Consider the following 26466-nt stretch of genomic DNA (forward strand, 5'->3'; position numbering starts at 1 on the left):
GCCGGCGAAGCTATGGCGAAAACAGCGGAAGACAATTTTCGGATCGAGGTCTGGGATCGCGAGGAGCAGGCTTTGTCAGAAACCATCTCGCGTTCTCCCGATTCAACGGTCAGTCAGGCAGCCTGGCAGGCCGCCATCCGGCGCCGGCCGGGCATGTTGCTCATCCACTACAACAGTCGGCATGTGATGGAGAAAATCCTGACACCCGGCGAGGTGACGATCCCGCCACAGACCATTGTCGACGGCAGCGTTCATGCCGGCCTCGATGTTGCGCTCGGAGATCTTCGCGAGTGGCATCTGCTGCGGGCCTGGTGCAGATCCTGTTCGCATCATGCAACGGTAAAGCCTGCTGGCCTCATCAAACGCTATGGGAAAGGCGCTCTGTTCAGTTCAGTCGAGCGCGCGCTTTTTTGCACGAGTTGTGACAGGGGCGGGCCTGTCAGGCTGGAAATTCACAAGCTGCCACGCAATTGAGGAGAGCCGAAGGGCGCAGGACCTCCTCGATTTCTTCTAGGCGAACTCGGCGCTGACGCTGGCAAGCCAGTAGCATCGTTGCCGATCAGCGGCTTGGCTCCCGAGGACCGGAACTGCGTGCGATCATGGCTGATCTGCTTCCATCGTGACGCCAAGTCATGCGGACCGCCGGGGACGGGGACAGTCGGTCCCGCGTCCCGTCCTGCGGCCGGCGCTATGCTGACGCTCCTACGGCTGTCCCGTTCACCGCCCGCGGCGGGGGCGAATTTCCTCCGTCCTACCCGCGACAGTCGTCCGCTGTTCCGGACGCGTGCAGGACTACGGTTTATACGCCGTTCTTCCTTAGAGCGCCGACAGTCGCCAACGGGAGATCAACGAGGCAGCAGCGCGTCTTTTGGAAAGACGAATGAGGACAGCGTCATCGCACCTATGCGATCCCGTCCGTTTCGCTCTCCTCGTCGATGGTACGCACCGGGAGATAGGCGTTCGTCTCCAGCCATTCGCGCAATACAATCTGTATGAGGTCCGATCGGCCCACCTTCATCTCAGCGGCTATAGCGTTGAGTGCATCCTCAGTCGCCGGCTCCAGGGGCACGCCGGCAACATTCCTGAGCATCAACGCCGCGCGACGAAGGATGATCTGCAAATCCGGCCGCGACAGGTCCGCTATGCGATCCGCAGCGCTTTCGAGCTCTTCAGCAAAGGACATCCGGGTCATGGTCGGCTACGGCGCCGTTCCCGGCGCCCTTTTGCCTTTTCCAATTCGGCCGCGATGTAGGCAGCAGCGTGTTCGGTCGCCCGCCTCGTGTTCTCACGCCGCCGTGCCAGGTCCTCTGGCGGGTAGTACACCTCGAGGACAGTCATGCTGTCTATAGCGGCCGTCGAAAGCGGTTTCCATTCCTCCGCACCGGCGGAAGTCTTTTGAGCCAACCGCACTTTTGCCCGCGCAAGCACAATACGAAGAGGCGAACGTCGCATCATGTCAGAATTGCGGAAACCTTACACAAGCGCAAGCGGTGCTGGGTGACGCCGCACCTTCTCAAACTGGACAAACGCATCGAATGTGTTTTGGCCAAGTGACCCTTAGGCCTGTCGGAACTAACACCTACTTGCAGGCTCTCACGGAGCAGGGCTGTTGCGTCAGGAGGGAGCCATGTCAGGAGCATGTGCCACAGCTCGCTACGTGAGGATGAAGATAAAAAATGACGCCACGGGAAGCGATGGTTCTCGCGCAGAAAGTTGGCCAATTGACTGAATCAACGGACAAAATTCAGAAACCCTCAAACAACCTTGGGCGGCAGTTGAACGCTCTCATCAGCCGCGTCGTGCCCCAGTAGCTCGCGATATTCTTTCACGAGTTGATTTCCGGCCGGTAGCCCCACCATGTACTTCAAAATGTCACGCGCGACGCGCTTCCCGCGGGCCACAATGATGCGCTTTGTAGGCTCCCAAATAACTCCGACATAAGGAGCGCCTGCAAGGTCGATCGGCAATCCTCTTATGATGGTGAACGCTTCCTCGAACGTTATTTTCTTTTTCGTTACGAGGTCGATTGCGACCCTGGTCATCATTTCGAGCCCGATCGGCCGAAATAGCAGATGACCGCCATGGCTACCGCGTTGCTTCTTGGTGACTGCTTCTGGATCGGCCGTATCGAAAAGGGATTTCACCGCGGGAAAGGCGGTTGCAAGCTGATTGAAGAACTCCATTGCGTAAGCGTAGTGTTTATCGAGCCGTTCGTCGGACGGCCTATTAAACCGGAGCCGCTCGTCCGACGACTTGCCGACCTCAAGCTGGAATATTAAACGAAGGACGTCATAGAGATTGGCTATCGTGGTTAGCGCCTCGAAATTGGTTGGCGGTATGTTGGCGCTTGAGATCACCGCAATCTTGGGATTCTTGAAGCGCGGATCGGTCTCGACCATCCTGCGAGCCACGATTGCCATAACGTCGTCCTCGTCGAGGGCGATGATCTCGTTTTTCAAGACCGGGACCGCAGTCTTGTTCAACGTAGTAAATAGACGGCGAGTTCGAACCATCCCTTCCTTGCCGGGCTTGTGACCGACCATTAATACCGACAGTTGCTGATCAGTAAGATCAACCTTCTCTTCGAGGGCTTTCTTGATTCCCGCCAGCCGATGCTGTCCATCCACGGCAAAGATTTTCTCCGCTCCCGTCAAACTCAGGAAACCTACATTATCCATGGCACTTTGGTTTACGTTCTTGGCCAACTCGGGGTAGGTCTCGGACTTGAAGTCGCCGAGCTCCAACCATGTTGGCTTGCCCCCATAAGTAGCCAGAACCAACGAGTTGAAGAAACGTTCGTCGTTATTGGCTAAGTACGCCGCAATATGTTTCGCTCTGGTGCCTTGGAGAGTGCGTTGAATGAGGTCTGACAAAGCCTTGTTTTTGTGAATTTCTGTCGCAAACCTAACGCGCGCGGCGATCTCTGGAACTGGAATGAGGCAAGAATAGTAGATCCAGTCGCCGAAGTAGCCTCTCAGTGCGGGGAGAATGAGGGGTTTGGTCGCCATCAGAATGCCGCCGCCTTTGCGTTCGTGATCGTAGCACCGAGATCGCGCTTGTTCATAGGAGGATTGACCGCGTCCAGAAAGGCATTCTCCAATTTCAACAGATCCACCGCCTTGTTGGGAAAGGTGGCGAAGTTGAAAAAGAGGTCATCTTCCCAATTCGTTAGCATATAGGAAATAGCGGGGCGCCCCCTTTGGGTGTTGTGTTGTCGGAGATACTGAGCGTAACGGCTCCTCAACGTCGCATTTGAGACGTCACCAGTGATCCCCATATATAGGATATAGCCATGTGAAGGCAGCTTTCCGGGAGAGAGTTCGGCAGTAAACACGTAGATTCCACGCTCGTTGGGGATGCTTGGTCGAGTAGCCTCGCCGAACCGCTCCTTCTTCCATTCAAGTTTGTAACGCGTGCTGAACCTCCTCCACCGCCGAAAGTCGAGGAAAAAATGCTGCATTTCGCCCTTAAGCCATTTCGTTTGGCTAACAAGATCAACAGGGCCTTTAGCCACTACCCCTCCCGCACCGAAGCCATTGTCTGGTCCGAATATTTCAAGGTCTGCTAATTGTCGAGCAGGTCTATCAGAGCGTCGCAGAGGCCAAAGGCCTCGTCGTCGAGATGCTCTTCAAGGATTTCAATTAGGTGGGGCATGCCGGCAAATGCAAGGCTGTTTGCGATCCGCATCATGGCCCTACCATCCGTCACGATCGTCGGGTCGCCAGTCTCTCCAATGGCGATCAGCTTCAGGGCGTGTATCCGCCATTCAGGCGACGAAATTGCTGCGCCTTCAGCGGCCTTGTAAGTGGCCATACCCGTCAGATCGACTGGCTTCAGTTTCTTCTTCACCGCCACGCCGATGGCGAGGAACCAGAAGTCAACCATACGAGGAAAGGGCTTACGGTCCAGCTCATCAACTGAGCTTGCACCCGTCGATTGCGAGTACCTCTGAAAGAACTCCTGAAACTCATTCGGTGCGTTGATTTCCGTATTCAAAAATGGGTTGCTTATGGCGCTCATGATCAAGCGGGTTCCATTTCTGAGGTTTCGGCGGCTATGTCCATTCGACGGGCGCAGATTTCGCACTCCTCGTCGTACGAGCAATCACACTTCACGATCTGTCTTGTGTTCGACACCGGCGGATGCATGAGCATGGTGGGGTAGTGAGCAGGGTTGGTGAGCGTCACCACTGCGCCCGCGTACTGCTTAAGGATGGATTCGGTTCCAGCGATTTCGGATCGCGTGAGGAAAAGGACCAACTGCGCACTATGTTGGATCGCAGCTCGCAACACGGAAGCCTTCACGTAGCCGCTCATCATGCCCAACGGGGTATCGATGATGTTCGGTGCCTCGACCTCACTTACCTTTGTCAGGGCAAGGATGAAGGCCAAGGTCAGTGCGCGTCTCGAGGCACCATTGAGGTCTCGGTCGGGGTTTAGCGCTCGATCATCTGGCCCCAGCACAATAATGTCGAATGCGGGGCTGATGGCCGCTTGGCGGATAATGGCACCCTGATCTGGGTCCGCACCGATCATCTCCAGAAAGATGTCGTTCATCAGGCCGCTAACCCGCTGCAGCTCGTCAGATTTGAGCCGTGCTAACGCACGATCGAAAACGGTCCAGAGATCTTGTGAGACGATGAGCTCCCCGCGGAGCCGATCGCCCTTTTGCCCCTCTTTCAAACCCTTGTCCCGATCCTCCTCGGCATCGCTCTTCTCGACCTTGGCCCGCTCGAGCTTAACGCGAGCGCGGGAGGCAATGTCGCCTTGCTCATCGGCAGCACGGCGAGCGGTTTTGCGATCAGTCTGAAGCGATTGGACATCGACGTCAGGGATGGAGGCCATCTTAGCTTCGATTTGCGCCTCGCGGCCATTCAATTGAGCCATGCTGGCCGCCACGCCCTTCCGATTGTCAAAGTGAGCGATGTAGCGCGACTTCCAACCGTTTGTGGGCAGGGGCTCCATCAGAGTCTTCGCGCCAAAGTAGAGTTCCGTGATGAGCATTTTCGCCGCATCGGCGCTCCTACTGTGCTCGACAAGGTCTTCGATATGCTTGCGACGGCGTTCCGCGTCATTGTCATGCGACGAAAGTGGCTCGCCGCATATGCAAGTGCCTTCCTTGAGTCGTTCCAGGAGGACCGGTATGGCTTGATTCGGGATGTCGCCCTGTTCCCGCAATTTATCGAGCTGCACTGTCGCCTTCTCGATGTGTCCGGCGAGGAGTTGTCGCGCGAGGAGTTGGTCCTTGATCAATTCGCCGAGATCCCGTGCCAGCGACAATTCCTGCTGTTTCTCGCGCTTCAGCTGTATCTGCACGTTGTGCAGTTCCTCGACCAGCTCCGACCTATTTCCAGCGCGAAGAGCGTTCTCGATCTGCCGAGTTAACTTCTCGAAATACTCCTCGGCTCGCCCCTGCTCATCAGTAGCTTTAGCAATGGTCGCGTCGTAGCCCGTGATCTCTTCATCGAGCTCCTCGATGCGCTTGGAAGCCTTTCGGACACGTTCGCTGGCATTAGTTTCCTTCACCTGTTTATTGATGTCGGCACCAGCGGCCTTCACGTGCCTGCCGGCTTCCTCCACAACCGACAGCCCCAGTAGGGCCTTGATGGCGTTCTCGACACGCTTTCTCTTGATAGTCATGCTGTCGGCTTCGATGAAGCTCAACGCGCGATCTCCGTCAGTGAAGAAAATCTCTCGAAGCTCAGGTGGCAATTCGGTCCTAAGCCTGTTGTCAGGGTGGTTTTCCTTCTTGGTCCCGCCTGCGCCGGTAAGCTCATACATTTCCAACTCGGAGTCGCCGCGCGTCCATTTGGTTTGGTCGAGAGTTTCAACGGCACGTCGAATTACACGATAGCGGCGCTGCTCCGGAGTGAAGCCTGCACGTTTGGTGATCGTGACCTCGAAGTCGACATGGACTTCGATGGAGCAGTTGCGTGCGGACCAGTCGATCGGCCCCAGCCGATAACTCTTGGCGTCCCCTGGAAGGGCCTCGTCGCCAAAGAATGCCCATTGCATCGCCGTCAAAATCGTTGTCTTACCGGTCTCGTTTTCGGCACGGATTACTGTCAGGTTCTTGTCGGGCCGAGTTGAGAACTCAAGCTCTAGGTCTCTGAGTAGCCGAAAATTCTCGAAACGCGCACGAAGAAGCTTCATTTGGCTTCTCCTGGCTGTTGTGCCAATTTTTCGGCGAGTTCATTGCCCAGATTGTTAATCTGCTCGGCGATGTCCTTGCGGACGTTTCGATGCACGAAACGGTGCTTCCGTTCGATGCTGACGATCTCGGCCACCAATGTTCGCAGTTCTTCTCGGTATCCCGAGAATCGCTCTTCGACGTTCATCGCCTCTTCTAAAATAATATCAATTACCCGCTTCGAATCCAAAGTTCCCCCCTAAGATAAGTCGAACGCATATTCCTGTAGTTGCTCCAGCGCTGCAATTGGACCATCGGCGGCTCCAAAGTTCCTGGCCAATCGCGCAAACTCCTGCACCCGTTTCAATTCTCCCCGTGCCAGCTGCTTGGCATCGTCATCGCCCAATAGGTCTGCGGGTGGCATCGCAACGAAATCGTGAATGATACCGTGACTTTTGCCGATGGCATCACATTTCCGTAGAATTCTACCGCGGCGTTGGACCCACTGTCGTTCGACAGTATTGCTGGCCAAAATATAGGCGCGCTTTATCTGAGGAACATTTACACCCTCGTCCAGGACGCGCTTTGCAGTCAAGACCTGCAAACCACCGGACTGGAAGTCGGCAAGTATCTTGGCTGTGCGCTTGCGGTCGCGCGTTTCCTCAGAGGTCAGTTGATGAAATAGCACCCCCCGATCGCGTAGGATGCGGTTGACATCTTCGAGTTGCCTGGGGGCCTTATCGGTGGCGTAAATTAGCTCGTAGCTCAGATCACCCGGACGGCCCCGATCCAGAAGTTCCTCTAGTTCGGCTAATTTATTCGATGCAACCTCCACAATCAGCCGCCGTTTTCGGATGAGATTGTCGAGCTGCGGATCACTGATTCCGGCGCTGAGCTTCCACGCCAGCCTTCGTATCTGATCCGAAAGGACCGCGAAATCGTTCATTTCGTTATCTGTCAACGAGACGCGGTGAACGTAATAGTCGTATGGGACGAGGCAAACACCAATTGCCTGCTCCAACGTGAATTCGAAGCAGGGTGGCCCGAAGTAGTCGAAGAGCTTGTCTGTTCCGTCAGGATCGTATTGGCGGATTGGAGTTGCCGAGAGGCCAAGACGATAGTCAAAGAATGTGGGTTGGTGAGCAAGGAAGCCCGCGCTACCAAGGTTATGCACTTCGTCGGCGATGAGCACTTTGCCGACGGGTATACGGGCGATCTGCGACTGGAACTCAGGATCAGTCAGAATGTCGTGACTGACAACCAAGACCTCTACCTGCGAGAGCTTGAGCTTTAGGCTACGGCCCGCTTCGCCAATTTGCCGTCGTCGCTCGGCGGGGCCGCTTCCGTCTGAAAGATTGCGCGGGGTTACGCCAAAAAGTGCCACCTCGTCGCACCACTGCTGTACGAGAGGAACGTACGGAGCCGCGATGACGATGAGTAGCTGGCCGGCGACGTCGTGCAGTTTGTGACACGCTATGAGCGAGGTCAGCGTCTTGCCCGAACCCGTGGCCATTGCAAGAATCCCGCGGTTGTCCGCACCTCTCCACGCGTTCACGGCCCCACCTTGGTGCTTGAAAGCACCGGTTTCGTATTCCAGCCAATCCGGGATGTGGAATCCAACCTTCTGTGCCACAGTAATCTGTCCGTTCGGCGGAACGGAAAGGTCGATCACTCGCTTGGCCTTGGCCCAAAGGCGTTCTGCATCTTCCTCCGTCGGCTGCAAACCTTTGCCGTAATCAGACAACAACTTCTCCTCAATGGCGGCCGGCAACCGAACCACAAGACAATCGGGGTCATCACCGCGCCAAACGGTTTCGAATTCGCGCCTGACGCGCTGTTCGGTCTTGTCTTGGCTATCATCCATCCAAGCGCGAGCGAGAGCTACTTGCTCACGATTTCGTCGTAGCGCGGCGCCTGTCAGATTGCTCGATCCGTGAAATACGATCCGCAATTGGTCGACACCGAGCAACCAAACCTTGGGATGGAACAACCCGTCCCTTTGGATGGCCACCCTGAAGTCCAGACGTTTCTGTCGGATCAACCAAGCGAGACAGGCAAGCGTATGGCGAGCAAGGTCGTCTGCTTCTGGGATACCGTCGTGGAATAACCGCTCGGCCACGCTCTCAGCGGACAGCAAACCCTCCCGCAACGCCTGTTGGTCGCGTTCGGAAACGAATGGGCTAACAACAAGCCTCATCGGCTTGTCGGAATTGCGGAGAAAGGACGCGAGGCCAGGACCTATCTCGGCGAGGGATGAACTCGCAAAGAACCCCATCATACAGTCGAAATAGTCACTTTGAGCGATGGTGGGTACCAAGACCTCTAGGAGGTCATCACCCGGAAGGAAATAGATCGGATCTGCCTTTTCGAGCCTCCTGATTATGGATGATACATCTATCTCGTTCACGTACTAAGGTTCCTTGTCGCCGGTCGAAATTGCGGCTCACTTTTCCAGCCCGCTTTTTGGACAACGTACAATGGTGCAACAATCGCTGTCGTCAATTCGTCGTTCCAGAACAATCAAATCGACAAGTATGAAGAAATCGGCCTACCACCGACTGCAGGTCGCCTTGAGCGACGGGCATACGCGATCGGCTGACTTACTTATGACAGATCACGCAGCCCGCTGACGCCTCATCAATTCCGTACACTTCGTCAATTGAGGGAGACTGATCGCCGGCCAAAGGATTGGCGCGACGCCGAGACAATAGCCGGATACGTCGGACCTCGAACTCCCTTTCGATCTGGTCGATCCTCTCAGGCTGACTGAGTTCGTCCAATGCTTCGCCCTGACTCCACGTAAAAGGTGAGCCGTGGTCCCGCGCGGTCTTTTCATATCCCTTGGCATCTTCGAATGCCTCTGGGTGCTCGCGCATCAGTCGGACCCACTCGATCTTCTGCTGAAAAAAGCAAAATGTGCAGCCTGAGCGCGTCCGCCACCGATAATATTCAGGTTCACCCAATCCTGCACTTTCTAAGGTCTCGATCACCCCGGCGCGGTTGATGCCATCTTCGCGTAGCGGAAAGTGGACTTGCATGTTGCCATGGGTTGCTTGGTATCCTTCACGACTAGGCTCGTCTGCGCGGATGGCGACGTACGAATGGATGGTGACGCCCTCATCGAGATCTTTGCGCAACCATTGTTCTAGTGGCCGCAACTTCAACTGACGAGTGCACCATCGCGTCTTGGGGGAAGGCAGGAAGTGATTGTATTCCTTGAGCCAGAAATCGAAATCACGATCGGGATTGAGCCGTGTGATAGGCTTGCCCAGAAAACCCTCTAGCTTGTCGAGGAACGAATAAACTTCCGCCAGCTCCTTTCCTGTATCGGTGAAGAAGTATTCCAAGTCGATGTCGGGGCGGGTCTGGCGCATGTGCACCGCAAGGGCCGCGCTGTCGCGACCGCCCGAAATTCCAAGAATGTGACGCTCGCGAACTGCGGTCATATCTGCTCCAACTCCTGTCCTGCCGACAGCCGCTCGACGATTCGCGCCAGCGCGGTGAGTGACACTGCAGATCGCAGCTCCTTCCTTTTCAGTTGCTCGTACAGTTCACCCGCTACGTCGTCGGCCTGAGCAAACTCTTCCTCGGATACGTGGAAGGCGTGGAAGAGGGGCTTCTCAGCTGGATCCAAACCGATCATTACCGAAATGGCCTTGGCGGTGGGGGCCCGACCTTTGATGCGGGCATACGCTTCAGCATCCCGAAAGCGACGAGCCAGTTTCGCCATCTCAAACATGGCCTGTTCCTGTTCTCGATCCGACCAGTTACGCGGCGGTTTGTGCACGAGCAGACTTGCAAGGCCCTCGATGTCGCCATCACCGCCCTCGAAACCACCAGCCCGCATGATGAACGCCTCAAGCCGCAGATCGCCTGAGATACCGGCCGCGGTTGAAGCTCGAAAGCCGATGCCTTCGAAGGTCGTAGGATCTACACTCAGATGCTCGGCGAGCCGGCGCCTTATCTCGTGTAGCATCGCCGGATAGGCTGTCTCGGCCTTAAACAACGATGCAGTAACGGCGACTGCGGGATCCGTTTCACCCTGCAGGGCCGAACTGAGGTCCGAGAACAGCAGGACTTCCGGATCACTGGCCTTGAGAACGACATCGCGAACTTTACGGACCTTCCCATCGAGGTGAGCGGTACGCTGCGACCAGAGTGGCAAGGCGTGGAAGCGCTGGAATAGCGTGGACGCCACGGGGAGAGCTCTCGCTTCGACGACCTTTTCATCGGTGGACAGCAATACCGCCAACTGACGGATGAATTGCTCATCGCGCTTCGAGCGGGAGATACGGCGGAACTCGACAGCCGATGCGTCCTGCAACAAACGATCAGCAACCACATCATCAATCACGGCCTGATAACGGCCGTCGACATAGACAGCTACGAGACTACGGTTTGCCAAAAGGTAGGCTAAAGCCAGCATCGGCATGACGCCGCGTTTGATGCCGAACGGCCGAGCGGCCCACAGGTCGAACAGCTCGCCGAGGTTGACCTTCTCTTCTTTCAACAGCCTCCAGGCAGGCTGCAGACTCTTCCCCGCGCCTTCCTCATCAGGCTCTGTGAACCGCCAAACGCCTTTGTCATCCTGACGATGCAGTCCTAGTGGGGCCAGGACCGTCAGATAATGGCCGCGTTCGACCGGGTAGTTCTCGATACCAAGATCTTCGACATTGGACTTGGCCACCATGGCATGAATGACCGCACGAAGCCCCGCCATCGCACTCGATGATGGTTTGTCGCGATAAAGCAATTCGGACTGAATCACCGGTGCGCTATGATAGGCGCTCGCACAGAGCGCCGAAGCAACCACAGTCAGACCCTTCCCATCGAGCTTGTGTTCCCGCTTGTCGAATGCCCACCAGCGCGAGGAGAAAAACGCCTCCAGCAGCTCGCTGCGGACGGCGTCAGTGATCTGCGCGCGCCGACCAGTCAATTCGCGACGAGCGATGCGATCGCCTTCGAGCCGAGGATGCGATGCCTCGATCTGATCGATCGCATAGAGATCGGTCGCGTAATCGCGCAGCAAATAGATGCGGTCTGTTGCCGCCACAGCACCGAGCACACCGGCGTCTTTCAACTCGCGGCTCAAGATCTTGGCTGTTACCTCCAGCTTTGCGTCAAACGATCTCGCGTCCGGCATCAGCAAGACAAGAATGCCTGAAGAGCTACGCTTACGTTTCGCCAGCACCGCAGCCGTTTTTTTGGCCCATGCTGCAGGATTGACGGGCACTTCGTCGGCGAATTGCAAAATAACGTCGAATACCCGGAGGGCACCAGTCGCGAAGTAGTGGCTTTTCGCGGCAATCGGACCAACACCTAGGCGGGGCGGTAGATCGGCCAGAACTTCGGCATCGAGCTTAAGTCCAACCTTAGACATGGCATCATCAAGGTCGAAGTCGCTGCCGGCGAATAGCGCGTAACCGCCGAGACGTGGCTGGCGGATCAAGATTGCTCGGTTGACCAGGTCATCGAGCGTCTTGGTGATTTGGCTGACGCTGACGGCTGGGGCGCAAAGTGCAAGAATGTCGTCGGCAACAGCCAAGCCCGATCCGTTTCGGAAAAGCTCGATGATCGCCGCCGACTTAGTCAGTCGCGCAGCCAGCGAGCCTTGCAGCGTAGCGCGCTCTACCGCTTCGATGGCCAAGCTCATCCGGTTGCCATCAGGTCCGACGGACAGTGCCGTGCCGAAGTTGGCAACGAGATAGTCCCACAGTTGGTCGGGACCATAGAGGGATGCGTCTCCGACATCGGTCTGTGCCAAGTGAGCTTGGAAACCATGCGGCTCCGCCGATGACAGAAATCCGAAGACACTGCGCTCGTTCTGTGCGAAACGCTGACGCGACACTGGTCCAAGTAGCAGCGCCGACACTGGATGTAGCGGCCATGCATCCGCCAGCACGGTGGTCAGTAAGGCGATATCGACAGGCCTTCGTTTCGATATTGCCAGCGCAGTTTTCGACGCAAGGCCGCGCGCCCCTGCGGGAGTTTCATCGGCGTGGATGGCGCGAGCGAGCAGTGCCGCCACTTCGTCTGCTTGAGCTACGAACGGCACATTTTGAAAACGTCCCTGGACCTTGGCCCACTCATCGCGAGCACTACGGTTCAGACGGCCGGCATACTGCTCAAATGATTGATGTAAGATGCCGACGACCACGAGCCGACCTTCAGACCGAGCGGCGCGCTCGGCAAGATCCTGCAGAATGTGGACGTCGCCTTCATCGCCCATAGCGTGCTCAAGGAATTTTCCAAGTTCGTCGATGACGATCAGGAGCCCGCCCTTCGAGCGCGCGCGGCTTTCGAGTTTGTCGATCAGGATTCTATCGTCGGCAACCGCAGCCGCCTTGATTTCTTCTGACCAGTCGAAGGTTTCAGCGGCCGCATCGGCTAGGGCGTTCGAAAGGCTGGTGCGACGGCCGGTCAGGGCCAGAATGCCCCAAGACTTTCCGCGACCAACGAAGGCCCCAGAAAATTCGGCAGCTAATTCCTCGCCGACAATTCCTTCCGCCAGCGCTCGCTGCTTTTTGTTGCCAGCGACCAGGTTGGCAACAAGCAAGGCAGCGCAGGATTTCCCGCCGCCATAGGGACCGGTCCACGTGAATGCGTACTGCGAGCCCTCGGCTATTCCGCCCAGCATAGCCTCAAGCGATTTGCGCACGCTTGACTGCAGGACGTAGCCAGTCAGAGGCGGAGTACCGTTGAGATCCGTGTCAAGCCGTGCCGACAACGCGAACCGACGCTCGACCGTGACGATTTCAGAGAGTTTGCTCATGCAGCCCTTCGTCGATCGTAACTCGAGGTGATCAGCTCAGTTTCATTGATTGTGCCGAAATCCCCGCTAAGCGCGACCTGCCGAAGGCCGGCGGTGTCAGTCCAGACCATCTTGCCACCTGTAACATCACCTATCCGCATGAGCCGGACGACCAGACTATCTTCATCGAGTTTGAAGATGCGGCCAGGCGAGCCGGGCCCGTACTGAGCTTGCTCCACGGATAGCGTCGGCGATAGCGCGTGATTGCGCTCCCAATATCGCTTGAGGATGAGTGCGAAAACGCCGTCGGACAGCGTGTTCTTCGGTCCGCGAACAAATTCCAGCTGACCACTCGATTTGAGCTCGCGCACTAGCCCGAGTTCGACGAGGAGCGGCTCGGATGCATCCTCGCCGCTGTCATTGTTGCGAGCGGCATAGCTACGAACAAAGACCTCGACGTCGCGCTTCAGCGTTTCAGCCGTTGCACGGGCACCGCGGGCGTTGACGATCGAAGCCATTGCCTGAACAAGGTCATCACGGGTGAAAGCGATCTGGTTAATGCGGTTGAAAGCATAAAAAAACGTCGTCGCCACGTCGGGCGCCGAGACGAGCTGCGAATGAATTAGCCACAGCGTTGAGTGCTGCTCAAGGTAGGGATCAAGCCCGCCATCCTCAAAGATTAGCCGACCGAAATCCGTCGCTGTTAGGTGGGTTTCACCATCCGTAATGATGGCGGCGGCGAGCGCCCAATGGCGCATGGCCAAAGCCATATTTTTACCCACACCGAAGCGAGCGATTGCGCTTTGTTCGTGAAATGTTCTACGGTCAACGCCGTTGGGTCCCGACGCGACATCGAACGCCTTCTTGAGCCAAAGAAGGCGTAAGGGGAATGTCTCGTGCCCGGAGACACGAATCGGAGTGGCAGGATCAAGCAGGTCGTTCGTCATAGCGGGATGCTACTGGAGACCCCCGCCAGTAGCAACCTTAATCGCGGATACTTTCAGACAGGATTCTGGCGGCTTCAATCACTTCGTTCCGCGTATTGAACCGTGAGCAGTAGATTCTGACAGTTTCGGAGGCCTCTTTGGTTGTATACCCCATTGCTAATAGCACATGGGACTCGTTGATCTGGCCACTATTGCAAGCAGACCCTTCAGAAATAGCTAACCGATCACTAACCCTTCCAATAATTGACATGGCGTCTTGTCCCGGGAACCTTATGCTGATGCTGCCCGGAACCCGGATCGTTTCGGGTACATTCTCAAGAAACTTCGTCTGTCGGAACCGAAGTTCGTCTAGGAGTGAGATCGCAAGACCGGCCGCGTGCGCAGAATCCGCGTTGAGACGTTCCCTGGCGACTCTTGCCGCCACACCGAACCCCACTACCAAAGGGGTCGGAACGGTCCCTGGTCGAACACCGCTTTCTTGGCTGCCGCCGAATTGCACGGGCAGGGGCCGCAGCGATGATGCCGACGATACGAACAGCGCCCCGATACCCATTGGGCCGTAGACCTTATGCGACGAAATGCTTGCTAGGTCGAAATCGGTAAGGTCGAGCGGCAGCTTGCCGACGGCTTGGGCCGCGTCGACGTGGACGAGCGCGCCGACGGCGCGGGCGAGTTCAACTACGCGAGCAGTCGGCTGGATCGAGCCGACCTCATTGTTAACCGCCATGACCGAAACCATAAGCGTCTGATCGTCAATCAGGGTAGCAAGCTGCTCTAAATCAACCAGGCCGTCTCGCGTAACTGGCGCCTCAATCACTTGGAAGCCGAGGCCGTTGAGCGACGCAGCCGACGCCAGCACGCTCTTGTGCTCGATTGCCGACACGATGATCCGTCGCCGGTCGAGCCCACTTTCAAGCGCGGCAAAAGCGATGCCGCGGATGGCAATGTTGTTGGCCTCGGTTGCGCCAGAGGTGAAGACGAGTTCCTGCGAATCGGCGGATACCAACGCAGCGAGTTCAGCCCGGGCTGACTCCACTGCTTGCGATGCCAGCATTCCGCGAAGATGAGGCGAATGCGGATTGCCAGTCTGCGCATGCCACCACGGCGTCATCGCCTCTAGTGCCTCTGGCGCCAGCGGCGTGGTGGAGTGACCGTCAAGGTAGATTTGATTCACAGGCCCAGCTCAGTTTCAGAATAGTGGACAACGATAGCCCGAATTGGTTTGGATTCGAAGCCAAGAGGGATCCTGCTGTCGTCGACAATAGTCAGCTCGAGCAGCAGTGCAGGTTATATAATAAGATACCTCCGCCAATCGGTGAAAAAACGGCTCCAAATAATTTGTAAGGCAAGGACGCAGCCATCACTTGCGATCCTAGGCGAGTCGAGCGAACCTTCTGGCTTAACGAACAATGTCGATGCAAGGTCCATGAACGAGCAAGGCGAACCAGTACCCCGAGTCGCAGAGGGTAGTGTAAAGCTGTCCGACATTTATCGGGAACAATACGCACATTTCCGGTCGATGAACGACATCCTCTATAAAATTCCGCCGCTTTTCACCGTGGCGCTCGGTGGATTGTGGTATTTCGCCACTTCGCAAATGCGAGCTGACAAAGCGATCGCCATTTGCGTCTTTGTCTTCAGCGCAATTCTAAGCCTGGCATTTATCAATATCATGGGACGGTTTGGTCGCGCCTTCAATGGATACCTCGATAACTTAAACAAACTTGATGGACATTACAAAGTCACTATCAAGCCGTCGAAATTCCCATCCACTGTAAAGACAATCCAGTACCTTCTCTGGGTAGGCGCCGCGGTATCGCTAGTCGGCGCTGGTTATGCTGCAGCTTCGAGCTCTACGATTCCGCAAGCGCCAGCAATTCTAACTATCCCTGCTATGGCCCCGGCCGGTCCGCCGTGAGACTGTCGCCGCCGCGTCGTTTGGTCGTCCAGGCCTAGGCAACTCGCTTGGGCATCCACTTCGAAGGCTTAGGATCTGGCCGTACGGCAACCGGCCTATAGAACACACACTCTCTTCGCGGGGGAGAGATGGTCTTAGCCATCTCTCCCCCGCGAATGCCGCCTGCGTCAGAGCGGGGCCGCCCGCTCGCAAGGCTGTACATATCGATAATCCCTGAACTTATCCGATCCGCCCCGCTCAACGCGCAGCCCAGCTCCGCTCGCCGGCATTCGCCCCCCACTCTGCCGCGCGCTCACGCGCCCCCGGAAGGCATGCCGACGGGCATGCCTTCGGCATGTAAAGGGAAAGGATTAGAACCATGACGATCAACATGACAAATGCGAAGACCACAGCTGCCGGCGAGAGCGGCACAGAGGTTTTCATTCCACTGAACAAACTGAAAAAGTCACCCCGCAATGCTCGCAAAACCCCGCACAGCGGGGCGATCATCGAAGCCTATGCCGCGAGCATCGCCGCGAAAGGCATCCTGCAAAACCTAGTGGTGGAGCCGGAGCTTGACGGTGAGGGAGCAGAAACCGGCTTCTATTTTGTCAGTATCGGCGAAGGCCGCAGGCTGGCGCAATTGCTACGCGTGAAGCGCAAGCAGATCAAGAAGACCGAGCCGATCCGCTGCGTCGTTGACATCGTGAACGATGCGCACGAGATCAGCCTGGACGAGAACATCACCCGCGAGGATATGCACCCCGCAGATCAGTTCGAGGCGTTCCGCGAGCTTCACGAGGAACGCGGATGGGGTGCTGAGGAAATTGCCGCACGCTTCGGCATTACCGCGCATGTCGTGCGGCAACGCCTGCGGCTTGGAGCTGTAAGCCCCAAGCTGATGCAGGTCTACCGCGACGGCGATCTGACGCTCGATCAGTTGATGGCCTTCGCCATCACCGACGATCACGCGCGGCAGGAGCAGGTTCTCGAAAACCTCACCTACAATCGCGATCCCTACATCATCCGCCGCGAACTGACGCGGACACATGTTGCGGCGACCGACCGCCGCGCCGTCTTCATTGGCGCTGAGGCCTACATGGAAGCGGGCGGCGCCATCTTGCGTGATCTGTTCACCGAGGATCGCGGCGGCTTCTATGGGGATGCCGCTCTGCTCGACCGCCTGGTCATCGAGAAGCTGCAAGGCATCGCCGAAACCGTCAGGCAGGACGAAGGCTGGAAATGGGCCGATGTTCATATCGACTATCCGCACGCACATGGCTTGCGCCGCACCTATCCGCAGCTAGTGGACTTGTCGGAGGAAGACAAAGCTGCCTACGTAACGGCATCCGACGAGTTCAACCGGCTCACGGAAGAATGGGATAGCGCCCAGGAACTGCCGGACGATGTCGATCAGCGTTTCGGCAAGCTTGAAGCCGAGATCGAGCGTATCGACGCACTGCGTCACGCCTACGATCCCGATGTCGTTTCGCGCGGCGGTGTGTTCGTCGTGCTTTCCCATGACGGTACGGCGCGCATCGAACGTGGCTTCATCCGCGCCGAGGACGAGCAACCCGAAACCGGAGCGGAAACGCGGCCAGACGACGGGGACTACGCCGAAAATGACGATGGCGAGATCATCGAAGACGGCAGCAGTTCGGATGCCGATGGTGGCAATGATGTGGAGGACGATGGCAAGCCGTTGTCGGACCTTCTCATTCGCGACTTGACCGCTCATCGGACGCTTGGGCTTCGCCTTGCGCTTGGCGAACAGCCGGACATCGCACTTGTCGCGGTGACCCATACCCTTGCCGCGCAGACCTTCTATCAGGGTGCTGAGGCCCACTGCCTCGAAATCCGCCCAACCAGTGTCTATCTCGCCGGTCACGCGGACGAAATCGAGGATACGGCGGCAGGCAAGGCACTGGCGGATCGACATGCGGGATGGGCTGCGGACATGCCGCGCGATGTGGCTGACCTGTGGGGCTTCATCGCCTCGCTCGACCATGCCAGCGTCACGGCGTTGTTCGCTCATTGCGCCTCGCTTACCGTCAATGCCGTAAAGCAGCCTTGGGAGCGCAAGCCTCGCGCGCACGAGACTGCGGACAGGCTGGCGACAGCGGTCAACCTCGACATGACGGCACATTGGACGCCGACCGTCCGGACGTATCTCGGGCGCATCACCAAGGCACATATCCTCGACGCCGTGCGCGAGGCTGCCAGCGAAGAGGCGGCAGAGAGGCTGTCGGACCTGAAAAAGCAGCCAATGGCGGAAGCCGCCGAGCAGTTGCTCGTCGGGACCGGATGGCTACCTGCGGTCCTGCGCACCGAGCAACCTGTGGTGTTCGCTGAACGGCTGGACGAGGCAGCAGCAGATGCCACATCGGCGGACGTTACCGAACTGGACACGAAACCCGCTCAGTCTGACACGATCGAAGGCGCCGAGGCCTTCAACGTTGCCGCCGAGTGACCCGCAGCATGCCGGAGCCGCGTGGCGGCTCCGGCATGCCTTTCAAGAATTTTCCGGCCGCGCCATTGGCGCGGCCGGATACATCGACAGCTCGAAGTTTTGCAAGCGATGGAACCCAGAATGTTCCTGACACGAATGTCTCCCGGCGTGCCATCGCCCAGCCATGTGCCGCGATCCCCTGCACGAGGTGCCTGAGCGGATGCGTCCCATTCCCGGCAATGCCTCGCCGTGCGCAGAAGTCAGCGTAGTCGGATCATTCCGCGATCCGGCGCAGGATCTGGCGTGATGAGATGAAATGTTTCTAGCCATCGATCTCAACCGGGCTCGCATCCGGTCGACTTGAGACGTGAAGTCGTCGCGGGATTGCCGGCGTGAAAACCTGTGCCCCCAGCAATCAATCGGTCGCCTTCGGAGCCGCCCCGAACGCGATGGCGGTTCAGCCCAAAGATCAGGGAAATCGGGTGTCCCTTCGTCACCTGTTGGAGTAGTGACCGACACTGTCCTGGCACTGAGGTGACGTTTTTTGACCGAAGCGTAGAAGCGTTTCGGGGCGGACGACTATGGGCCAAGCCATCCTGGCGTTTCCTCTCGTCGGTTGGTTCTAAGCCACGCCCACGGCGTCCTCGAATGGATTCGGTCTGACCGAAGACCGTCTTCGCTTCGCTCAGGCTCGATCGTCTTCCCGCAACGACGGCGCTGCGTTTTCTTCCCCTGTCCGCTGCGCGTCCATTCCTCGCGGTCCAAGAAAGCCTCGCGTCGCCGTCTTCCACTTCGTTTCAGTCCCTTCGGGGTGCGGACCGATCGTCTCCGGTCTCACGACCACCATCGAGGCCGCGATGGGCGCGGCCCGACAAAAAACAGAAGGAACCACCACAATGGCTACGATCGGCACTTTCTCCCGCACCGCGAATGGCTTCTCCGGCTCGGTCAAGACCCTCAATCTCAACGTCAAGACGGTGACGTTCTCTCCGGCGGATGGCGAAAATGAAAAGGGTCCCGACTTCCGCATCTTCGCCGGCGCCACCGAGTTCGGGGCGGCATGGAAGAAGACCTCGCGCGAGGGACGCGACTACCACTCCGTCAAGCTCGATGATCCCAGCTTCCCCGCTCCGATCTATGCGAGTCTGGTCGAGACCGACACCGAGGGCGACTTCTCGCTCATCTGGTCCCGCCGCGCCGCAGAGTGATCCGGCCCACGAAACGAAGCCCCGCCGCAAGGCGGGGCTTCGCCATGTTTAGGTTCGCCACTGCCTGACCTTCGTCAGACGCGGCAGGCTAGGCTTTGGCCGGCGCCTTGCGCGCCTTCTTCACCGGCGAGTTGATTGCAGCCACAGTCGTTCTCGCTGCCGCCGCACGCACGACCGGTTTCCGTTTTTCTGCCGCGGCAGATGTGGGCGCTGGGGCCTTGCGCCCGAGCCCTATTGATTTCGCCAGGGCCGAGCGCGTGGCCGCGTAATTCGGCGCCACCATCGGGTAATCGGCCGGCAGGTTCCATTTCTGCCGATATTGGTCGGGGGTCAGGTTAAAGTGCTGAAGATGCCGCTTGAGCGATTTGAATTTCTTTCCGTCTTCCAGACAGATGATGAAGTCCGGCGTCACCGATTTCTTGATCGATACTGCCGGCTCCTGCTTGACCACCGGTTCTACCGCTGGCGTTCCAATGCCGTTCAGAGCGGCATGGATATCGCCGATCAACTTCGGCAACTCGCCAACCGGTACTGGATTGTTCGATACATAGGCGGCGACAATGTCAGCCGTTATCGACACGGTGTCCAGTTGGTTGCCTTGTTCGAGAGCAGTGCTCATATAATTTCCCTTTTTCTATCGGATGAATTGAGCGACGTTTGATTTCGCCCGCCACCAACGAGGCAAGTAGTACGTTTCTTTGTAAAATCCACGTCTTTTCCGCAACATTATAAGAGTAAGCTTCGCTTTCATCGTTCTGATCGACTGCGGATACCCTTGTCGGTCCGTTGGGAAGCGAGGAACTTCCCCTCGCTTCCCCGCCATTGCCGCCTGTGCAGAGCAGGGCCGCCGGCTCGCAAAGCTGCCAACTGCAGCAATAGTCGCGATCACTTTCCATCAGCTCCGCTCGACCGCGCAGCCCGGCTCCGCGCGCCGGCATTGGCCCCCAACACTCCCGCGCGCTCACGCGCCCCCGGAAGGCATGCCGGGGGACATGCCTTCGGCATTGACGAAACAAGGAGTGAGCACAATGAACATGACCACCATCATCAACGGCGAGAGCAACAGCCAGCAACAGGCGGCTTCCAGTGGCTTTCGCGTGGATATCTCGCGCGGCGAGAGGATCGGACGAGTTTCCTCCGAATGGTTTTCGCGTCCCGATGACGAGCGCTATCTGAGCCTTACCGAGCTTTATGATGCAGTGAAGCAGCGCGCGGACCGAGCGACCGCCCGTACCGTTGAGAGCCGCGCAGTGCGCGTGGAAGCCACCCGCGACAATGCAGAGCGACTTTCGCTCATTGTTCCCGGACAGGAGCAGCCGATAGCGCCTACGCATTGGAGCTTCGGCCAGCTTTGCAGCCTTGTCAGCGCACCGGCCAACTACATGCGCCAGCTACCCGCGCCGCTTGCAGGCATCAATTTGCAGCATGGCCTTTTGTGCCATCGAGCGGAATTGATGAAGACGCTCGAGACAGAGGACGGACGCATTGAGCTTCGCGCCGTGACCGGCCCGGACTATGGCCGCATCTGGGATCACGAGCTTGTCGCCGCCGTCATGAAGATCGCGGGCAACGGCACTGGTGACACCATGTGGAAGGTGCCCGGTGTTCTCGATTGGGCGACAATGACGCACAATCCATTTGTGGACATCAGCAAGGACACCACCACGCTCTACGCCAGCGACCGCGACGTGTTCCTCTTTCTAGTGGACGACACGCATCCAATCGAAGCCGGACGCCTGCCGAATGGCGAGCCGGATTTGTATTTCCGTGGGTTCTATTGCTGGAACTCGGAAGTCGGTTCGAAGACGCTGGGCATTGCGAGTTTCTACCTCCGCGCTGTGTGCATGAACCGCAACCTGTGGGGCGTCGAAGGTTTTGAGGAAATCACGATCCGCCATTCAAAATTTGCTGCGCAGCGTTTTGCCCATCAGGCAGCGCCCGCTTTGACGAGCTTTGCGAACTCAAGCCCCGCGCCGTTCATCGCCGGCATCAAGGCTGCTCGCGAAAAGATCGTCGTCCGCAGCGACGAGGATCGTGAAGGCTTCCTGCGCAAGCGCGGGTTCTCCAAAGGCGAAACGGGCAGGATCATCGAAGCTGTGTTGCAGGAAGAGGGCCGCCCGCCGGAAAGCATCTTCGATTTCGTACAAGGCATGACCGCGCATGCCCGCACCAAGGCGCATCAGGATAGCCGACTGGAGCTTGAAGGTAGGGCGAGGGTCCTGCTGGAACGGGCGGCATGAGCAAACGAAAGGCCGCGCAGCAAACGTCTCGCCGCGCGGCCTTTCAGGTCCGCCGTATCGACGAGACCCTCATAGCATAAGAACATCGAGCGACCAGATCATCGGGTCGGTTCGTGCGGCCGTTTTTTCAAGGACGGCGGCCGCTCGCCGGGCTCTGCCCGGCTCGCGAAAAACACACACAGACGGTTTTCAAACGACGAATACCTAGTATATTGGGTGGCAGTATATTAGGTAGCCGGTGACTCCTCCCGAATGATCTTGCGGGAGAGAGTTGCGAAGAATCTACGCCGGCTGAGACATGCCACTGGCTTGTCGCAGGAGGAGCTTGCGGATCGTGCCGACGTCAATCGCAACTACGTCGGTATGCTTGAGCGCGAGGAGCACGCTGCTACAATCGACATGCTCGAAAAGCTCGCCGCAGTTCTGGATGTCGATCCTATCGAGTTCTTCCACCAAAACGGTTGATCAGCCCGGAGGCGCGTCGAAGCGACTCAATCAAGGTGGCCATCCGCTTTCCAACCAGCAAAGGAATCTCGACGGAGCACCTCGATTTGGTGTCGTAGCGGAGCATGGGCACCTTGCTTAAACCGCTGCTCGATCCCGATGTTGCCGACGTTGCGCCGGATGCGCCGATCCTAACCGGCTATGACGAGGAGCGACTGCTCACCTACATCCGCCTTCTTGATGCGGCGGCCGAAGATGCGGACTGGCGCGAGGTGGCCAGGATCGTCCTGCACATCGATCCTGAGCATGAGCCGGAGCGAGCGTTCAAGTCCTGGGAGACCCATCTTGCCCGGGCGCAGTGGATGACGACGAGTGGTTATCGGTATCTTCTGGCGGGCGGTGCGCCCCACTAGGTGCAGCCTGCCATGCGCCACGCTTTGCTGAATCAGCACAGCGGTTTGCTGACTCTCCAACTACCCAGCCCGCGTATCGACCCCGATGCTGATTCCGAAGCTCGCAGCCGAGTGCTGGCATCGGGAGAGGACCAGGCAAATTGCAAGGCGATTGGACCAATCCAGCGGCCTATGTGCACATGCGCGACTACGAAGCGTCGGAGTTCGCTGCCGAATATCTGATCCGGAACGACGCCTTCATCGTCGAGTGCAGTCAGCTTGCGTCGCTAGGCGCAAATACCGAAGACCTGCTGGGACAATCTGACTTCGCCGCACGGTGGGGCGCGCGATTTCACAGTCACCGGTGACGGACTTCCATCTGCCGAGAACATCGTCTGGACGGAACAGGCCTCGCCGCGCGTTCTCCGGGCCACGCGGATGCCCGCTTCGATCGACTCTTCGCATCAGAGCGTGCTTCTTCGCGAGCGCAGCAACGCCAGCGTTTGGGAGCAGGGCGAAGACCTTGAGGCTCTTTGGTCGGCATCGACCGCAACGCATCGCCTGATTGCCGAGCGGCGCGACGGCTCACTCGGCATTGATGCCATCGTTCTCCCGCTCGACGACGCCTTCGAAACAAGACTGGACGCCGCGCGCCGATTCTGGCGGGCACTGAACGGTCGACCATCCTGCCCAGTCTACGGCGTGCTGCCGCAGCAGACGAAGATCAGGCATATCCTCAATCTGCGCGCTCACGACGCCCGCCGCGCAGCGGCCTCCTATCGCATGATCGCGGAGGTGCTGCTGTCACGAGATCCAATCCTGCCACGGGATTGGCGCGACCATCACCTAAGGCACAAGGTACGGGCGATCCTGCGAAGAGCGGATCGCCTGGTCGCCGGCGGCTATCGCGATCTTCTCTTTTATCCCCACAGCCGCAGCCAGAAATCCGGGCGCTAAAGCCCCTTTTCGCGGGGTAGCAAAAACGCACTCCCCGATCTTTGCCCTTCCTCGCTTTTCCTCAATTCGACCATCGTCCGTTTCGCGCGTCCCGGCAGGCCAGGATGACAGCAAAACCGGATGGAGATCGAGCAATGTCGAAGGGTCCCGCGGACGCGCCCCAAAAATACCTGCGAACCAAGGAGGCCGCACCGATCGTCGGTCTTTGCGCTCGCACCCTGGAGAAACATCGAACCTACGGCACCGGCCCAAAGTATCGGAAAGTCGGTGGGCGGGTGCTGTACGACATTGACGATCTTCACGCCTGGATCGAACTTGGCGCGCGTACCTCTACCAGTGATGCGAACGCGACCTTTGTTCCGCCAGCCAAGCCTCATGCCGCCCGCGCGCCAGCCTATGCCGGCAGACGCGATCGCGCCTCCTGACAGCACGGGTGGCGTCAGTGCAGTACCGCTCCGAAGGCCAGCTCGATCTGTTTCACGCTCGCGCCAGTGTCATTACGCCACGCGACGCGCAGGATCTCATGTCGTGGCCGTTCTTCTCGCTCGCCAAATCCCGCCGCGTAACGCCGATCGATTTTCGCATGGGCGAAGTATCGATTCGTGTCGAGGCGACGGCCGAACATGGCATGGCGACCATCTGGGACGCCGACATTCTGATCTGGGCGGCCAGCCAGATCGTCGACGCACGAGACAACGGCCTTCGCACGTCGCGTCTCATGGCGACTACACCCTATGAGATCCTTGCCTTCATCGGCCGCGGCGATTCCGCCCATAGCTATCATAGGCTGAAGGCCGCGCTTGACCGGCTGCAGTCGACCACGGTTGCCACGTCGATCCGACAGCCAGCCGAACGGCGGCGGCATCGTTTCTCCTGGATCAACGAGTGGAAGGAGCGAATGGACGCCAGCGGGCGCCCGCTCGGCATCGAGCTTATCCTGCCCGATTGGTTCTATGCCGGCGTCCTCGACGATGCCCTGATCCTCACCATTGACCGAGAGTACTTTGGGCTGACGGGGGGCCTGGAGCGATGGCTCTACCGTCTGGTGCGAAAACACGGCGGCCGACAGACCTATGGCTGGAGCTTTGACCTTCAGCATCTCCATCTGAAGTCAGGCGGCCTTTCGCCGTTCAAGCGCTTCACATTCGATCTGCGCGAGATCGTCCGTCGCCAACCGCTGCCTGGCTATTGGCTGGGGCTCACCATCGATCCTGATGGTCGATCGCGCCTGACGTTTCAACCCAATCCGCCGGAACCGTACGCGGCGCAACGCGCGCCACGCGCCAGAACGACCAGGGGTGTGAAATGACTGTGGACAGGCCCGTGCTATCAGGAACCGCAACTCCCGTGCCATCGGGAACCGGATTCCCGTGCTATCAGGAACCGGATTCGATCCTAAGCCATTGTGGCGATTGCCGAACCGGCTCCTCTAACGTTTCTAACCGAGAATCCTTCGGATTCTTTCTAACGCAAAGCGCAGCTCGGCGAGGCTGTGGACGACAGCCGAGCCCTGATCTTTCGGCCATAACAAGAACGATCGACGTCCACCGTTCCCATCGAAGCAGGGCTAATTTTTGCGCCCCTCACGTCGCGATGCTTATTCGTGGCCTCCTGTCATGGAGGTCGGCATGAGCGATCTCACCACCGTCGAACTGGTGTGGCTGAAGAAGCGGATCGAGAACTACATCCGCTTCGGCAAGGTTGCTTCGAACAGGAACATCGACCGCGCTCGTCGTGCCGTCACCTTCACGCCTGGCAGCGTCTTCGCTTTCGTCCGGTGGATGGGCAATGACTTCGGCACCGTCGCGTCCCGCATCGACATACTGCGTGCAGTCGCCGCCGGTCGGCGCTGTTCGACCGTCGCCTATGTGCGCCCCGGCGCCGAGATCCTGCTCACGGCTACCGGATGGCGGAACGTCGAAACGGTGCTGACGATCATCGACGCCATCGAGGCGATTGGCATCGACCCTGCCGATGTGCCGCCGGACTACTGGCGCCATGTCCACAGCCGGTTTGCCGCGCGCGAGACGCCCAGGCCCTACACACGCCAGCGCCATGAGGCTTGGCTCCTGCGCCGCAGGATTGAGCCATGAGCATGCGCCTTGCGATCATCGCCGGCATGCTTGGCGGCGCGGTTCTCGCTGTCGCACCGGCATGGATCGCCCATCGCCCGCGCTTCATCTGGAACGCATCTGCAAGCGTCCCCATCGGGTTGTATCGTGTCGAGCTGGCAAGCAGGATCGACGTCACCGACATCGCCGTCGTCATGCCGCCCCAACCGCTCGCCAGCTTCCTGGGTGAGCGTCAATATCTGCCGAACGGTGTACCGCTTCTGAAGCGCGTGTTCGCACTCAAAGGCACGACGGTCTGCCGACAAGGCGCCGCTATCATCACCCATGGCGCGACCGTTGGACTTGCGCGCGAGCGCGATAGTCGCGGCCGACCGTTGCCCGTCTGGCAGGGCTGCCGCGTGATCTCCGACGGCGAAGTCTTTCTCATGAACCGGGACGCCGGCGACAGTTTCGACGGCCGGTATTTCGGGCCACTGCCGCTCACTTCGATCATCGGTCGTGCCGTTCCCGTCTTGGTGACGGGCCGCACCTCTCCGACGCCGAAAGTTTCAAGCGGTCACGGTCCAGGCGAGCCGTGAAGGCCCGCGCCAATCATCCCCAAACGCTCATGAAAGGAGCACCGCTATGGCCCAAATCGGCACCTTCACCCGCAACGATGACGGCTTCTTTGGCAACGTCTCAACGCTGACACTCGACGCGAAGCTCGCCATCCTGCCTGCCGAGAAATCGGATGTCGAGAATGCACCGGACCATCGCATCTTCTGCGAAGGCATGGAGATCGGCGCGGCGTGGGAACGTACCGGCGAGAAGGCTGGCAACTATCTCTCCGTCGCCATCGACGACCCATCCTTCACGCAGCCGATCCGCGCCAATTTGTTCCAGTTCGATGCTGAGAAAAGTGTTTGGGCTCTGCACTGGAGTCGGCAGTCGAAGCGCGACGAGCGAGGCTGATCGGATGCTCCGATTGCGCCCAGGGGGAC

The 26466-nt window shown here is 58.5% G+C and carries 26 protein-coding genes; 14 read left to right on the forward strand and 12 right to left on the reverse strand.

Features of this window, described 5'->3' with window-relative positions:
- Window positions 1-12 precede the first annotated feature (12 nt).
- On the forward strand, window positions 13-474 hold the full coding sequence (locus AC0NIL_RS31960) for a hypothetical protein (protein ID WP_473573674.1): 462 nt from the start codon (window positions 13-15) through the stop codon (window positions 472-474).
- 427 nt (window positions 475-901) lie between these two features.
- Here AC0NIL_RS31960 and AC0NIL_RS31965 read toward each other — a convergent pair whose 3' ends face one another.
- The 11 genes from AC0NIL_RS31965 to AC0NIL_RS32015 all read right to left on the reverse strand — a co-directional run bounded on the left by AC0NIL_RS31965 (window position 902) and on the right by AC0NIL_RS32015 (window position 15001).
- Window positions 902-1192, reverse strand: coding sequence for a hypothetical protein (locus tag AC0NIL_RS31965; protein WP_473573675.1), 291 nt, complete (start codon window positions 1190-1192; stop codon window positions 902-904).
- Between the two features lie 562 nt (window positions 1193-1754).
- Window positions 1755-3008, reverse strand: coding sequence for a DGQHR domain-containing protein (locus AC0NIL_RS31970; protein ID WP_473573676.1), 1254 nt, complete (start codon window positions 3006-3008; stop codon window positions 1755-1757).
- Window positions 3008-3514, reverse strand: coding sequence for a hypothetical protein (locus tag AC0NIL_RS31975; protein ID WP_473573677.1), 507 nt, complete (start codon window positions 3512-3514; stop codon window positions 3008-3010). Before AC0NIL_RS31975 ends, AC0NIL_RS31970 begins: the two co-directional genes overlap by 1 nt.
- Before the next feature lie 50 nt (window positions 3515-3564).
- Window positions 3565-4020 (reverse strand): hypothetical protein, encoded by a 456-nt coding sequence (locus AC0NIL_RS31980; RefSeq protein ID WP_473573678.1) that lies wholly within the window; start codon window positions 4018-4020, stop codon window positions 3565-3567.
- A gap of 2 nt (window positions 4021-4022) precedes the next feature.
- Window positions 4023-6152: an AAA family ATPase gene (locus AC0NIL_RS31985; protein ID WP_473573679.1), complete on the reverse strand. Its 2130-nt coding sequence runs from the start codon at window positions 6150-6152 to the stop codon at window positions 4023-4025.
- Complete coding sequence (locus AC0NIL_RS31990) at window positions 6149-6379, reverse strand: hypothetical protein (RefSeq protein WP_473573680.1); 231 nt, start codon at window positions 6377-6379, stop codon at window positions 6149-6151. Before AC0NIL_RS31990 ends, AC0NIL_RS31985 begins: the two co-directional genes overlap by 4 nt.
- Before the next feature lie 9 nt (window positions 6380-6388).
- Window positions 6389-8536: a DEAD/DEAH box helicase family protein gene (locus AC0NIL_RS31995; protein ID WP_473573681.1), complete on the reverse strand. Its 2148-nt coding sequence runs from the start codon at window positions 8534-8536 to the stop codon at window positions 6389-6391.
- Between the two features lie 193 nt (window positions 8537-8729).
- Window positions 8730-9575 carry a phosphoadenosine phosphosulfate reductase domain-containing protein gene (locus tag AC0NIL_RS32000; RefSeq protein ID WP_473573682.1) on the reverse strand — a complete coding sequence of 282 codons (846 nt, stop codon included), beginning with the start codon at window positions 9573-9575 and terminating at the stop codon, window positions 8730-8732.
- Window positions 9572-12901: a hypothetical protein gene (locus AC0NIL_RS32005; protein WP_473573683.1), complete on the reverse strand. Its 3330-nt coding sequence runs from the start codon at window positions 12899-12901 to the stop codon at window positions 9572-9574. Before AC0NIL_RS32005 ends, AC0NIL_RS32000 begins: the two co-directional genes overlap by 4 nt.
- Window positions 12898-13827: a DUF4007 family protein gene (locus AC0NIL_RS32010; protein WP_473573684.1), complete on the reverse strand. Its 930-nt coding sequence runs from the start codon at window positions 13825-13827 to the stop codon at window positions 12898-12900. The genes AC0NIL_RS32005 and AC0NIL_RS32010 overlap by 4 nt, the downstream gene beginning before the upstream one ends.
- 37 nt (window positions 13828-13864) lie before the next feature.
- Complete coding sequence (locus tag AC0NIL_RS32015; protein WP_473573685.1) at window positions 13865-15001, reverse strand: cysteine desulfurase family protein; 1137 nt, start codon at window positions 14999-15001, stop codon at window positions 13865-13867.
- A gap of 345 nt (window positions 15002-15346) precedes the next feature.
- On the opposite strand from AC0NIL_RS32015, the gene AC0NIL_RS32020 reads away from it, so the two are divergent.
- The 3 genes from AC0NIL_RS32020 to AC0NIL_RS32030 all read left to right on the forward strand — a co-directional run bounded on the left by AC0NIL_RS32020 (window position 15347) and on the right by AC0NIL_RS32030 (window position 19381).
- Window positions 15347-15745 (forward strand): hypothetical protein, encoded by a 399-nt coding sequence (locus tag AC0NIL_RS32020; RefSeq protein WP_473573686.1) that lies wholly within the window; start codon window positions 15347-15349, stop codon window positions 15743-15745.
- Window positions 15746-16103: 358 nt separating this feature from the next.
- Window positions 16104-18194, forward strand: coding sequence for a ParB/RepB/Spo0J family partition protein (locus tag AC0NIL_RS32025; protein ID WP_473573687.1), 2091 nt, complete (start codon window positions 16104-16106; stop codon window positions 18192-18194).
- Between the two features lie 875 nt (window positions 18195-19069).
- The gene (locus AC0NIL_RS32030) at window positions 19070-19381 is read left to right on the forward strand and encodes a DUF736 domain-containing protein (RefSeq protein ID WP_352680085.1); all 312 of its coding nucleotides are present in this window, start codon (window positions 19070-19072) and stop codon (window positions 19379-19381) included.
- Between the two features lie 88 nt (window positions 19382-19469).
- Here AC0NIL_RS32030 and AC0NIL_RS32035 read toward each other — a convergent pair whose 3' ends face one another.
- A complete protein-coding gene (locus AC0NIL_RS32035; protein WP_473573688.1) occupies window positions 19470-20000 on the reverse strand; it encodes a Ros/MucR family transcriptional regulator in 531 nt (176 codons plus the stop codon).
- Between the two features lie 415 nt (window positions 20001-20415).
- Between AC0NIL_RS32035 and AC0NIL_RS32040 the strand changes: the two genes are divergently transcribed.
- From AC0NIL_RS32040 to AC0NIL_RS32085, 10 genes are all read left to right on the forward strand, one after another.
- Window positions 20416-21621, forward strand: coding sequence for a DUF932 domain-containing protein (locus AC0NIL_RS32040; protein WP_473573732.1), 1206 nt, complete (start codon window positions 20416-20418; stop codon window positions 21619-21621).
- Between the two features lie 252 nt (window positions 21622-21873).
- Window positions 21874-22086 (forward strand): helix-turn-helix domain-containing protein, encoded by a 213-nt coding sequence (locus tag AC0NIL_RS32045; protein WP_128338275.1) that lies wholly within the window; start codon window positions 21874-21876, stop codon window positions 22084-22086.
- 113 nt (window positions 22087-22199) lie between these two features.
- The gene (locus AC0NIL_RS32050) at window positions 22200-22478 is read left to right on the forward strand and encodes a DNA -binding domain-containing protein (protein ID WP_128338277.1); all 279 of its coding nucleotides are present in this window, start codon (window positions 22200-22202) and stop codon (window positions 22476-22478) included.
- Between the two features lie 140 nt (window positions 22479-22618).
- A complete protein-coding gene (locus AC0NIL_RS32055) occupies window positions 22619-22825 on the forward strand; it encodes a transcriptional regulator domain-containing protein (RefSeq protein ID WP_281061060.1) in 207 nt (68 codons plus the stop codon).
- A gap of 70 nt (window positions 22826-22895) precedes the next feature.
- Entirely contained in the window at window positions 22896-23414 is a 519-nt protein-coding gene (locus AC0NIL_RS32060; protein ID WP_473573689.1) for a DUF2285 domain-containing protein, read from the forward strand.
- Window positions 23415-23548: 134 nt separating this feature from the next.
- On the forward strand, window positions 23549-23839 hold the full coding sequence (locus AC0NIL_RS32065) for a helix-turn-helix transcriptional regulator (RefSeq protein WP_135898944.1): 291 nt from the start codon (window positions 23549-23551) through the stop codon (window positions 23837-23839).
- A gap of 8 nt (window positions 23840-23847) precedes the next feature.
- Complete coding sequence (locus tag AC0NIL_RS32070) at window positions 23848-24723, forward strand: replication initiator protein A (protein ID WP_474048856.1); 876 nt, start codon at window positions 23848-23850, stop codon at window positions 24721-24723.
- Window positions 24724-25042: 319 nt separating this feature from the next.
- Entirely contained in the window at window positions 25043-25507 is a 465-nt protein-coding gene (locus tag AC0NIL_RS32075) for a DUF2840 domain-containing protein (protein WP_473573691.1), read from the forward strand.
- Window positions 25504-26064, forward strand: a complete 561-nt coding sequence (locus tag AC0NIL_RS32080) for a S26 family signal peptidase (protein WP_473573692.1) — start codon at window positions 25504-25506, stop codon at window positions 26062-26064. Before AC0NIL_RS32075 ends, AC0NIL_RS32080 begins: the two co-directional genes overlap by 4 nt.
- A 46-nt stretch (window positions 26065-26110) precedes the next feature.
- Window positions 26111-26437, forward strand: coding sequence for a DUF736 domain-containing protein (locus AC0NIL_RS32085; RefSeq protein ID WP_473573693.1), 327 nt, complete (start codon window positions 26111-26113; stop codon window positions 26435-26437).
- The last annotated feature ends 29 nt before the right edge of the window (window positions 26438-26466 follow it).

It is taken from the genome of Mesorhizobium sp. WSM1343 (assembly GCF_055901535.1).

Excerpts from the sequence above, each read along its gene's own strand:
- AC0NIL_RS32080 (WP_473573692.1), top strand. The coding sequence starts at position 25,504 with ATGAGCATGCGCCTTGCGATCATCGCCGGCATGCTTGGCGGCGCGGTT.
- AC0NIL_RS32065 (WP_135898944.1), top strand. The coding sequence starts at position 23,549 with ATGTCGAAGGGTCCCGCGGACGCGCCCCAAAAATACCTGCGAACCAAG.
- AC0NIL_RS32010 (WP_473573684.1), bottom strand. The coding sequence starts at position 13,827 with ATGACGAACGACCTGCTTGATCCTGCCACTCCGATTCGTGTCTCCGGG.
- AC0NIL_RS32030 (WP_352680085.1), top strand. The coding sequence starts at position 19,070 with ATGGCTACGATCGGCACTTTCTCCCGCACCGCGAATGGCTTCTCCGGC.
- AC0NIL_RS32085 (WP_473573693.1), top strand. The coding sequence starts at position 26,111 with ATGGCCCAAATCGGCACCTTCACCCGCAACGATGACGGCTTCTTTGGC.
- AC0NIL_RS32045 (WP_128338275.1), top strand. The coding sequence starts at position 21,874 with ATGATCTTGCGGGAGAGAGTTGCGAAGAATCTACGCCGGCTGAGACAT.
- AC0NIL_RS32035 (WP_473573688.1), bottom strand. The coding sequence starts at position 20,000 with ATGAGCACTGCTCTCGAACAAGGCAACCAACTGGACACCGTGTCGATA.
- AC0NIL_RS31985 (WP_473573679.1), bottom strand. The coding sequence starts at position 6,152 with ATGAAGCTTCTTCGTGCGCGTTTCGAGAATTTTCGGCTACTCAGAGAC.
- AC0NIL_RS32000 (WP_473573682.1), bottom strand. The coding sequence starts at position 9,575 with ATGACCGCAGTTCGCGAGCGTCACATTCTTGGAATTTCGGGCGGTCGC.
- AC0NIL_RS32005 (WP_473573683.1), bottom strand. The coding sequence starts at position 12,901 with ATGAGCAAACTCTCTGAAATCGTCACGGTCGAGCGTCGGTTCGCGTTG.
- AC0NIL_RS31970 (WP_473573676.1), bottom strand. The coding sequence starts at position 3,008 with ATGGCGACCAAACCCCTCATTCTCCCCGCACTGAGAGGCTACTTCGGC.
- AC0NIL_RS32020 (WP_473573686.1), top strand. The coding sequence starts at position 15,347 with ATGAACGACATCCTCTATAAAATTCCGCCGCTTTTCACCGTGGCGCTC.
- AC0NIL_RS32075 (WP_473573691.1), top strand. The coding sequence starts at position 25,043 with ATGAGCGATCTCACCACCGTCGAACTGGTGTGGCTGAAGAAGCGGATC.
- AC0NIL_RS32040 (WP_473573732.1), top strand. The coding sequence starts at position 20,416 with ATGACCACCATCATCAACGGCGAGAGCAACAGCCAGCAACAGGCGGCT.
- AC0NIL_RS32060 (WP_473573689.1), top strand. The coding sequence starts at position 22,896 with ATGCCCGCTTCGATCGACTCTTCGCATCAGAGCGTGCTTCTTCGCGAG.
- AC0NIL_RS32025 (WP_473573687.1), top strand. The coding sequence starts at position 16,104 with ATGACGATCAACATGACAAATGCGAAGACCACAGCTGCCGGCGAGAGC.
- AC0NIL_RS31965 (WP_473573675.1), bottom strand. The coding sequence starts at position 1,192 with ATGACCCGGATGTCCTTTGCTGAAGAGCTCGAAAGCGCTGCGGATCGC.
- AC0NIL_RS31980 (WP_473573678.1), bottom strand. The coding sequence starts at position 4,020 with ATGAGCGCCATAAGCAACCCATTTTTGAATACGGAAATCAACGCACCG.
- AC0NIL_RS31960 (WP_473573674.1), top strand. The coding sequence starts at position 13 with ATGGCGAAAACAGCGGAAGACAATTTTCGGATCGAGGTCTGGGATCGC.